The following is an 11,255-nucleotide window of genomic DNA, read 5'->3' as shown; positions in this document are numbered from 1 at the left end:
CTCTATGGTTTTTTCCACGCCTAGTATATTCATATTCTTTGAATGGAAAACCAAGATGTGTTAAAGCGGATCTTATGTGGTGAAAGTTTTTCGTTTTTGATTGAGAGATTTGAATACCTTTTGTTATAATAGATCCATCAGTTAAGAACCATCCTAAAAAGGGAAGAAATTTCTCTGGCGAAAAAACATTATTTCCTATGATAATATTGTCAGACTTACCGACCCATTTGCCAAAAGAAGGAATTCTGAACCAACTGCGCTCGCTTAGTTCTTGTGCTTCTGCGAATTCAAGCTTATTTTCCCAAACCGTTTTTTTTCTTTCATTAGTTCTTCTGTTGAACACCACTCTATGATTTGGTGTAACTAGTAGATCTAAACCACCTTTGATTGAGAAATTATACATCTCTCCTTCGTAATCATACTCAAAAATCCTTTGATGTTCTTGAAACTCTATCTCACCTGCAGAAATATTTACAGTTGCAATTTTTGGAGAACGATTAGTGTTCTTTAGTCTAGCTAATGTATGCCAGCCATCGTCTGTAAGTATTTCAGTATCTTCCGAAAAGCATGCAAAATCCAAGACAACAACGTCAAAATGAACGCCCGGCAAGGGGTCAATAACAATGGCACCTTTGTATTTCTTTCCTTTTATTATTGCCTGCGTTGAAGCCTCTCCTCCTTTTGCCTCCTTGATGTCGTTTGGTAATGGGATCAGATAATCATTCTTTCTATGTTCATAATAAAACAGATTTTGAATCCAAGAAGATACACTTTGACGCGTAACATCTTCAAGAGACAAATGGGAAATTCTCATCAGTAGCATTATCAATTTCCAGACAAGGTTTTCACTATAGCGAGTAAGGTCTAAGGTAATCTTTCCATCTCTAAAGCAATAACTGGCTAAATCTAATAGAGGCAACTTCGAAAGTGGGTGCTCTACTTTTATTTTTTCGATGTCTAATAACGCTTTGGCTACGGTATTGAGGTCAGTAGTTTTATATTTTGCAGAGAATGCATATATCTGAACAGCTCGGTTGTTAAAGAACCTGTAAAGATCTACATGGATATTTCTCGACAGAGCAACAAAATCTTTTCTAATGATCAATGGGATGTCAGCTCTTCGAAATCCAAGGTGGTTAAGAGCCCGATAATACAAATAAGGCATATCGAATTTGTCACCATTATACGTTAAAATAACTGGATATTCGTTGAAGATCTGAAATATTTCTCGAAGAAGTTCTTTTTCCTTTGAAAAATACTCGATCCTTACATCTTCAAGGTTATCTTTGGCGTCTCCAATTTCCACATCTTTTCTTTCAAGGATTAGTATTCGCTTTTGCCCATCCGATGCTACAACAGAGACACACCCAACAGGGAAATTTGCTTGTTCAGGTCTTGGAATTGCGTCTGCAAAAGGTGAGATAACTTCAATATCAATAGCCACACGTTTTATATCAGGTATGGGTGATAAAAAGAGAGATACATTCTCTTCCAGCAGTTCTTTCACTTCTTTTGGTTCATCTTCAAATAGTCGCCTAATTTCTTCTTTAATCTCTGCCGGCACGATTGCTGCGCTATTAAGCTGGTTATCAAAGACTTCATAAGGCAAACCGGGTGTTAACTCTAAATCCGCTATGTAACATTTGTGATATGGAATATTTGCTTCCCACGCCGTTGGTAGTAACTCTCGAATAGCCCCTGTTCTCCCACCTATTGCAAGTGGGTCTTTAGCAATTATTTTTGTCATTTTTATAGACCTATCTTGCAAAAGATCCTTTTTTTCAACCGTTTCCATATCCAAAAATCCTGTATGGTTCGTTATCTTAGAGTTGTTTTTCAGCTCTTCAATGGAAATATTTGAAAAGCAATAAGGATGATGTTCTGAGTAGTCATGCCAGAAATAAATTGACTGATTTCTTGGATCATAAAATCGTGCCGCCGCACAACTAGTCTTTCCATCATATTCAACTGAAAGCAAAAAATCTGTCTTTTTAGTTGTTAGTTCTTTAGCCTCTAATTCAGTTATTTTCTCTTCTTTTGAGGATTTTTCTTTCTTTTTTTGTGGTTCATAAGATTCAAAAAACTGATCAAGTGTAGTTTCTGAGAAATCCATGTATTTCTCCTCAAAGTTATTTCTAATTCTGAAATCAACTATCTTTATTTGAAGCGTTCCTTAATATTTTTTCAATTCTATCAATAACGTTTTGCCAACGATATTTCTCTACATTTTCTAAACTTTTTTCCACGAATTTATTGTACGTTTGTTTATCGTCAATAAGTCGCAAGATCTCATTCTTTAACGAAACCTCATTATTTGGTTCAAATACGACTCCTCCCAGACCAATCGTTTCAGCAATTGCCGTACAATCTGAGCCAATAACAGGTGACCCACATGCTTGAGCTTCTAAAATCGGTAACCCAAACCCTTCGTAGAGACTTGGTATGACAAAAATGTCACTTGCAGCATAATAACTTGGTAATTCCTCCTCAGAAACGCGACCTGAAAATATTACTCTATCTGTTATATTCAGTCTTTTTGTAATCTTCACAAGGCTTTTTCTTTCCCTTCCGCTCCCCACAATTATTATTTTAATTCTTACATCCTTTCGATCGTTTTTAATTAATTTTACTGCCTTTAAAAGGCAATGCAATCCTTTATGAGCCTCAAGACGACCCACATAGAGTATTACGGTAGCATCTCCTATATTAAGGAGATCTCTAATATGTTTCCCAGATATATTAGGATTAAATCTATTTAAATCGACTCCATGAGGTACAACTTCACTATTTATACGATAACGCTGCTTAACTTCATCCCTAATATATGAACTATGCGTTACAATTCGATTAAATTGTACAAATGACAGCCAAAATTTGAATATTGCATCATATTTTATAAGTGAAAGTTTGTCTAAACCTCTTTTATAAACAGAAAATGTAAGACCATGATGATCAAATACACAAGGTTTATTATAAAGGCGTTTAATTAAAAAAACCAATAAAAAATCAATAAACGAGTGTGTTTCTACACAGAACACATCATACTGACCTAGAAAACGCAATGCTTTTTTAAGATAAGGAGTCAAAGAGATTTCATGAAGAAGAGGTACTTTTGAAAGAATTCGTGGAAAAGAAAACACTTTATAATCAGATAGAGTTCTGAGCGCCTGAGAATCATACCATGGTCCCGTAACAAATACAGTTACATTATGACCCATTTTCTCTAAACCCAGTACAATTTTCCTGACATAATCGCCTCTACTATCTGGTGATTTGAAATAGTGCATCAAGAAAGCAATTTTCATTGAAAAGTCCGCTCTCCCGTTTTTAAGTATTTATAAAACGTAAGATAGATTTTACAAACTGTATTACTCAATTATTCTTCTAAAGTCAATTGTTTTTTATGAGGTTATAGATAAGAATATCAGGTCCATTCTGAGCTAGATCTCTTATTTTTCCAGGCAGAGCATATTCTTGGATCCCTGCCAAAGGTGATGTGAGGACACCAATAATTTGCGTGAATATACTAAATCCGAGTAATATGTAAAAGAAAACCCAAAAATACCTATTGGATGAAAACTTTTCTAGAGTTTTTCCTAACGGCAATACAAAACATGGAAGAATATCTGTTAAGAATCGAGGACCAAAAGACAGTCCACCATGCCACCATGTATATGTTGAATAGAATAAAAGAATGGCAAAGAATGAAAGGATAAACAACGTTGCCTCTTCTTTATTTGATTTAAAGAAATAGAAAAATCCAGGAATTGACAAAATCAAAATTGGCGAATAGATAAATAAACCTCTTCCAGGGCTGAATAGAAGCCCATATAAGCCAAAGAAAGGGTTTGTCGAAAATACTGAAGAAATCGAAGTATAATCATAAAGAAGATCGTAATAATATCCCATAATAAATGGATTATCAAAACATAGAAAGTTATAGAAAAGGAGTAATGAAAGGGCAGGAACTGTTCCGATAATAAAAAGAATGAAGGTTTTCACTATTTGTGATTTTAATACAAAATAAATCAAGATAGGTATACTTATGAGAATATTTGAGAACCTTACAGTAACTGCTATCCCCATAATAATGCCTGCGAAAAAATGTCCATTGGTTTTCTCATATTTTGTATTTAATATAACCAGATATACCACAAAGAAATTCAAGAACATAGATAATGATTGGGCATAGAAAGTCTTAGCATATATCCATGAGGTCGTGCCGAAAGCTAGTGTTATTGATGTAAAAAGAGCGGAATTATCATTAAATTCCAGTTCAGTTAATAGATTATGAAACAGTACAATGGTTAAAGCAGCGGAGATTGAACTAAGCATCGCCATTGGAACGTATGTAACTGAAATGTAAGATAAATTTATTCCTAGGGAATTTAATAGTATCCAGATTCCTTTTCCGATTAAAAAGAAGGGAATGGCGATAAAAGATTGGCCTGGTGGTAATGTGGAGTAATAATGTCCATTATAATAACCAATGCCCATTCTTGATTCTAATTTCCAAGGTGTGTATATTTCCAGTGCTTGATCGACATACAAATTCTGGAAATCGGTGATTGATACTGTTAATAACCAATAGCTAGATTCATCAGGAGAATAATAATGTGCGATTGAAACTGAGTATATTATAAAAGTAAGAAGAAATAACTTAAATCTAGTTTTGTCATTCCAAATTAAATTTATAATGAAATCTGCGATATCTTTAAATTTATTGCGAATTGAGAAGATTCTCACTCTTGATAGCACCATAACTTTCTTATAGCCTTGTTCTTTCCATCTTGGGCAACGAGGTTGTGTAATGTCTAAAATCTGGCGGTCTAACACTTTTATTTTATTAGTGCTTTTTTGCGTTTCTGTTCTTATTAGGGTTATTCCCATGCAAAAATGGGTTTATGGATTAGATGAAGCTATGCATCTAATTGCACCCTCTTTTCTTGCAGGATCTAAAGACCCAGGTACCAAACCAGGCTACGCTTTTATATTGATCATTATTTTTATAATTCTAAATAGTCAGCATCCATTTTTTGCGCGGTTGTTGACAGTTATCTTTACAAGTTTAATACCTTTTGTTGGTTTTTCTTTTGGCAAAAAACTTGGAGGAGAAAAGACTGGTTTGATTACTGCAATTTTCTTAACGTTTCATCATAGGCTTTTTGATCTTTCCTACTGGATTATGACAGATGTTCCATTCACATTTCTCTCATTTCTTAGTACTTATTTCGTCGTCTGTAATGTTCAAAAGTCTGAGAAATCTGAAACAAATATACATCTCACATTAATTACAGGCATACTTTGTGGGCTCTCATATTTATTTCGACAAATAGGGATTTATCTTGTCCTCATGGTTATTCTACTGTATTTTGTAACAAAGGGCAACTTGGCAGTCAAGTTTAAGGGTTTTATTGGATTTTTTATGGGAGTAACAATCATGTTATTTCCATGGTTTCTTTGGAGTTATATTCAATTTGGTGTTTTAGACCCTGCTACTTCTGTTATTAATATTTCTTCTTTTCCCGTTATCCATGTCAATTTATTGACCTATATTTTGCTTTTCCTTGTCCTAACCGCTTCTAGTGTAATAATATGTTTGATAATTCATTATAGAAACAAATATTTTGGAATAAAAAAACAGCTTGGTATTTTTGTTGCATGTAGCATTTCTGCCTTCTATGTTTTTGCATTAATTTATTTTGTATATTTTAAAACAAAAGGTGTCTTTAAACTTCTACTTTATTATTTCGTACAAATACCTGGGTTGGTATTAGGATTCGATCTAATTAATCAGTATCAGGTAACTCCTTATGCTATCATCATTTCAATCATTATCTTCCAAATTTTATTAGTTGGACTTGTGATCGGCTATCGAATGAACAGGCTATTTACGAGGGTTACCCTACTCTCCATTATTATATTGCTTATATTTTTGGTGAACATTATTTATTATAAATCACGCTATTTTTATCCAATTATTCCTTTGCTAACACCCTTTTTGTGGATTGGGTTGTTTAAAATCAGGGATTCTTCAATTTCCGTTTTACGAAAATTTTACTATCGGTATCCTAACTATTTTAGAAAGGGTTTCTTACTCTCATTTCATAGATCATGCAGTCTTATCATAAGCATTATGTTTATCACTGTAATTCTATTTCCGAATATTGTAGCAGACGGCTTAGCAAATAATGATTATTTATCAACTGATGACATGGTTGTTACATCTCCATTATGGAGAGAATATATCGAGGCTGCTCTTTGGTTTAAAGAAACTAGTGATCCGCAAGCTAAAGTGATGGCATTTAAAAACTTTGATTTTGAGTATTATTCGCAACGAAAGTGTATCGCACCGTCTCAACGAATATATAATGAATACTTTCGAAACAATAAACAAGCATATGTCACGGAATTAATGACTTATATGAAGGCAAACAACATAACCCATATCGTTTTTGGGCCTTTTGGATATTCAGATAATATCCTATTTTGGCTTTCTGATCCAGATACAGCACCTTCTTATGTAGAAGTAATTTACTTAAGAAATTCGCCTAAAGTAATCATATATTTGATTCAATGGTCCAAATTTACGCCAGCATCTCCTTTTGATTAACTGGCGATTCTTTGAGAAACAATGTGCTTTTTCGGCCAGATATTTGAATTTGTGTTAAAGATTTTACAAAGTTAGATTAGTGAACTACCATCCAACAAGTGGAATGGCTTCCTGCTTCACAGACGACCTGCGGCGTCTCTAACCATACCGTTACCTGGTATCGGCTTAACACAGGCTTTAAATCGGGTAGTCCCTGCCCTAATGTGTCCCCTTCCAGACCCACTGGGCTTTACGGCATACAGGGTTCAGAAGGGTACTCGCATGCCGACCTCTTGCCTGCAGGTAGACACATGTCATATGTGTGCGAAAACCTATTTAAAATTTAGAGTGACATGGGTGAAAGTGAAAATAGTAATGCACTTCATCCCCCCAACACGATGAGGGGTCTTCTTGCGAAGAAATGATAAAATAACTTGAGAAAAAATGGACGAACTCACATTGAGTAATGAAGATGACATTATGAAAATCGGATAAGATTATGAGTAATCTAGTTAACTTTGATAACAATAAAATTATCTTTACAGAAACGTGAATAAAATTTAGATTGGAGTTCAGCAATCTATGCGCGGTGTCCTTTTCGGATTAGGTGTTCTTAGTCTATCCCATGTATTGCTAGTTATATGGCGATATGGAATCATTCCTTTGTCTTTTGTTTGGCCAATTAGTTTAATTTGTATTGGAGTTATCATTCTTGCGATTTCAGAACTAATAGGGAAGGAGGTAACTCGATTCCTTGAGTGTATAACTACATCACATAAATATGCTCTTAGTTTTATAATTCTCGTTTCAGTATTAGCGAATCTTTCCTTAATAGGCCCGGGTAATATCCATGGAGACGGTATTTTTCATGTATTCAAAGTTTGGTATTTAAGAAAGGCATGGATGAATGGAATTTTCTATCCAATATGGTGTCCTTACTGGTATTCAGGGTATCCTTTTTTGGAATTTTATGGTCCACTTTTCTATGTCTTTGCCGCTTTACTTTCCTTAGGCACAGACTGGATGACAGGCTCTAAGTTTGCAATTTACTTTGCGTGTATATTATCATCTCTGACTATGTATGGTCTTATTTATGTTATTACTCAAGATAGATTGGGAGGAATAGTAGGAGGGCTAGCATATACTCTTACTTACTATAAATTTCCTCTTTTAACCAAGTTTGGGCATCTTGCTAGCAGTTTAGAATGGTTTTTTCTGCCATTATTATTCTTATTCTTGGAATTAGCTATTAAAAGAGAAAAACACATTTTTGCTGTATATGCAGGTTTTTGTTGGGCGGGAATTTTTCTTACTCATGCAGGAGACGGATATATGATCTCTTTTTTAGTAATATTCTATCTTATAATCTCAAGTATAATTAAGTTTAATTTAGAAAATATATACTTCATAGGGCGATTAGCCTTGATTTCAGGGACTATAACATTGGGTTTATCTGCCTTCTTTTTAATACCTTACCTGCTTGATAGTGTTGAAGCAAATACGAGATTATTTGTATACCCTGGAAAGCTAGGAGACCCCATATCCTTACCTTTAATTCTCACGAGAGATTTTGTACACATCAATCAACCATTTCCTATTTACATAGGGAATTCAATTCTGATAATAGCGTTTTTAGCAATCTTTCTTCGAAGAAATAGAGCATCGATTGTTTACACTGCTTCTTTACTCTTTTCTTTATTTTTTGTTCTAGGCTCAGCAGTTCCGTTTTATAGCGAAATTCCTCTTATTACTAGCCTAGATTATTTTCCTTATCGCTTTTTACTATTAGTTAGTTTTGTGGCATCAGTACTATCTGGTCTCACAATCGCCTCACTTAAAGATATACAAAAACCATTTTCAGCCTATTTAAAGAAATTTAAATCAAAGCGTAAGCTTCAAAAACACTTAATCGTTGTGTTGATGGTTATCATAGTTATTGATTTGTGGCCGGGGACATTAATTTCCAAAAATCGCCCCTTATCTTGGATGCTTGATGATAACTGGATAAATACCTATAATTGGCTTAATGAACATCCCGGTTATCACAAAATCATCAGATTAGATAGAGGAGGTCCTCCTAATTATGCTTATCATGCCATTATAGGGAATACATTCGATACTGCTGGTGCGTTTGGTCAAGCTGAGAATCAAGAGTATTCATCTTTTAAAATCAAATTTGAGGGAGACATAAAATCTTTAAAAAATACTCCTAGAAAGGGATTACTAACTCCCTTAAGACTTTTAGGTGTCAGATATTTGATTATAGATAGTTCTCGTAGTTATGCTAAATACTTGATTGAATCTTCTAAATTGGATATAATGCAGACTAATGGCAACGTAATGATTCTAGAATATAACGAATATACTTCGCCTGTTATTATTTCTCAAGCAGCTGCACTTGTTGAAGCAGATAATGAAATCAATGAATATTATTCTTATGTAACAGATCCAGATTATGATCCTTCAAAAACGATTTTTCTTAAGGCAACAAAATTTGATTACGAATCAAATGTCCCACTTAACTTGCCTGAGGATTTTATAGATGATAAAAGTAACTTCAATTCCGATACACTTGAACTAGAGATTAAGGAGAACACGATCTCTGCAAAGGTATATATCTCTGCTCCTTCTTTTGTATATTTCAGTTTTAGCTACTTTCCTGGCTGGAAAGCCTTGGTTGATGGGACAGAAAGTAATATCTTAATTGCAGAACCAAATTTTATGTGTTTATACATTGATAAGGCTGGAACACATAACATCTCACTTAAATATAGTTTAAATACGCCGAAAACTGTCGGAATAGTTATCACATTAAGTACCTTTCTGGTGTCACTTTTTATGATGGCCTGGCCTTCTCGACAGACATTTAAAGAAACTATAGAACTGATTATATTCAGAAAACGCAAAGGAAAAAAAGTTAATCAAGATCTCAAAAAAAGTTAAACTAAGACTTTTTACGCTAGCTTTCATCTCATCTTCAAAAAGAATCATTTAGATATTAACTTAATCGCTGTGTAAGCTGAAGAAAATACTAACTAAATCCTTGAATGTAAATTTAGAACCGGAGTTCAAAACTATGCGTGGTTCTCTTTCAGGAATTGGAATTCTTAGTCTTTCACAAATTTTATTAGTCCTTTGGCGATATGGACTTCTTCCCTTCTCTTTAATTTGGCCTATTCTTTTGAGTTGCTTAGCAGTTATTATACTGGTGGTTTCTGAATTGTTATGGCACGATGTAACAACCTTCGTTGAATTAATGACTACTTCTCATCGATTTGCACTTGGTTTCATTATTCTAATTGCCGCATTGGCGAATCTCACTTTAATAGGTCCTGGTTATATTCATGCTGATGGTATTACTCATGCTTTTAAGGTGTGGTATCTTAGGAAAGCGTGGCTAAATGGAAGCTTTTATCCACTTTGGTGTCCCTATTGGTATTCAGGATATCCATTTCTGGAATTTTATGGCCCTCTATTTTATGTTTTTGCTGCTTTACTTTCCTTGGGAACAGATTGGATGCTTGGCTCTAAACTGGCTCTGTATCTTGCATGTATAATGTCTCCCCTCGCCATGTATGGTCTTGTATATGTCATTACTGAGGATAGACTTGGAGGAATAGTGGGAGGGGTAGCCTATACCCTTATCTACTATAAATTTCCTCTATTAACGAAGTATGGACATCTTGCTAGCAGTTTGGTGTTGATTTTTCTTCCTTTATTATTCTTATCTTTTGAATTAGCCATTAGAAAAGAAAAACAAGTGTATGCGATATTAGCAGGTTTTTGTTGGGCTGGGGTATTCCTTTCTCATCAAGGAGCCGGATATATGGTCTCTCTTTTGGTATTTTTTTATCTTCTATTTTCCTGTGCTATTAAGTTCAAATTTGAAAATATCTACTTAATAGGTCGCATATGCTTAATTTCAACAGTCGTAGCGTTAGGTCTGTCTTCCTTCTTCATTATACCTTACTTTATAGATGGTATTGGAGCAAATACAAGAATCTTTGATTCACATTGGCTAGGATATCCTATATCTCTACCCTTAATTCTGACAAGAGATTTTGTAAACGTTTATCAACCGTTTCCTGTATATATTGGGGATTCTATATTGGGAATAGCTTTTGCAGCGATATTTCTGCGTAGAACTAGGTCAACCATCGTATATACTGCATTGTTGCTTTTTTCGTTCTTTCTTGTACTCGGATCAGAACTTCCATTCTATACTGCAATTCCTTTTATTGTCAGTCTTGAATATCCGTATCGATTCCTCATACTAGTTAGTTTTGTGGCATCAGTATTATCTGGCATTGCAATTTCATCAATAAAGAATATACAAAAACCATTTTCAGGGTATCTTATGAAACTTAAGTCGAATCCAAGAATTCAAAAAAGGGTAATCGTAATATTGATGGTCATTATAATCATTGATCTATGGCCAGGAACCTTAGTTTCCAAAAACAGACCTTTGGATTGGTTAGTTGATGATGAATGGTTAGGTGCCTATAATTGGCTTGATACACAGACTGGTTACCATAAAATCATGAGATTTGGGAATTCTGGACGCAGTTATGTAGTTTCTTCTTCTATTATTGGAAAAAAAGTCTTATAAAACTCGTTAATTTTTTGTGTAATTCTCTCGTTGGTATCAAAAACTACATTTGTG

Annotated in this window: 6 protein-coding genes; 3 read left to right on the top strand and 3 right to left on the bottom strand. The window is 34.3% G+C overall.

The genetic code is table 11. The features are described 5' to 3' along the window. The 3 genes from QVB70_RS03495 to QVB70_RS03485 all read right to left on the bottom strand — a co-directional run. The coding region (locus QVB70_RS03495; RefSeq protein ID WP_287583429.1) for a 3'-5' exonuclease at positions 1 to 2,113 on the bottom strand (2,113 nt) is incomplete at its 3' end. 34 nt (positions 2,114 to 2,147) lie between these two features. Then, positions 2,148 to 3,305, bottom strand: a complete 1,158-nt coding sequence (locus QVB70_RS03490) for a glycosyltransferase family 4 protein (RefSeq protein ID WP_287583427.1) — start codon at positions 3,303 to 3,305, stop codon at positions 2,148 to 2,150. A gap of 85 nt (positions 3,306 to 3,390) precedes the next feature. Next, a complete protein-coding gene (locus QVB70_RS03485) occupies positions 3,391 to 4,746 on the bottom strand; it encodes a glycosyltransferase family 39 protein (RefSeq protein ID WP_287583426.1) in 1,356 nt (451 codons plus the stop codon). 64 nt (positions 4,747 to 4,810) lie between these two features. Here QVB70_RS03485 and QVB70_RS03480 point away from each other — a divergent pair, with 64 nt between their 5' ends. The 3 genes from QVB70_RS03480 (at position 4,811) to QVB70_RS03470 (ending at position 11,201) form a co-directional block, all read left to right on the top strand. Further along, positions 4,811 to 6,613, top strand: coding sequence for a glycosyltransferase family 39 protein (locus tag QVB70_RS03480; RefSeq protein ID WP_287583424.1), 1,803 nt, complete (start codon positions 4,811 to 4,813; stop codon positions 6,611 to 6,613). 561 nt (positions 6,614 to 7,174) lie between these two features. Beyond that, positions 7,175 to 9,535 (top strand): YfhO family protein, encoded by a 2,361-nt coding sequence (locus QVB70_RS03475; RefSeq protein WP_287583422.1) that lies wholly within the window; start codon positions 7,175 to 7,177, stop codon positions 9,533 to 9,535. Positions 9,536 to 9,668: 133 nt separating this feature from the next. Continuing rightward, positions 9,669 to 11,201 (top strand): 6-pyruvoyl-tetrahydropterin synthase-related protein, encoded by a 1,533-nt coding sequence (locus tag QVB70_RS03470; protein WP_287583420.1) that lies wholly within the window; start codon positions 9,669 to 9,671, stop codon positions 11,199 to 11,201. Positions 11,202 to 11,255: the final 54 nt, after the last annotated feature.

Origin of the sequence: Candidatus Borrarchaeum sp. (assembly GCF_019058535.1) — an archaeon.
GTDB classification, from domain to species: Archaea; Asgardarchaeota; Sifarchaeia; order Borrarchaeales; family Borrarchaeaceae; genus Borrarchaeum; species Borrarchaeum weybense.
This window is presented reverse-complemented; position numbering and strand designations above follow the sequence as displayed.

Coding starts and splice junctions, on each gene's coding strand:
- QVB70_RS03480 (WP_287583424.1), top strand. CDS start 4,811: ATGTCTAAAATCTGGCGGTCTAACACTTTTATTTTATTAGTGCTTTTT.
- QVB70_RS03470 (WP_287583420.1), top strand. CDS start 9,669: ATGCGTGGTTCTCTTTCAGGAATTGGAATTCTTAGTCTTTCACAAATT.
- QVB70_RS03475 (WP_287583422.1), top strand. CDS start 7,175: ATGCGCGGTGTCCTTTTCGGATTAGGTGTTCTTAGTCTATCCCATGTA.
- QVB70_RS03490 (WP_287583427.1), bottom strand. CDS start 3,305: ATGAAAATTGCTTTCTTGATGCACTATTTCAAATCACCAGATAGTAGA.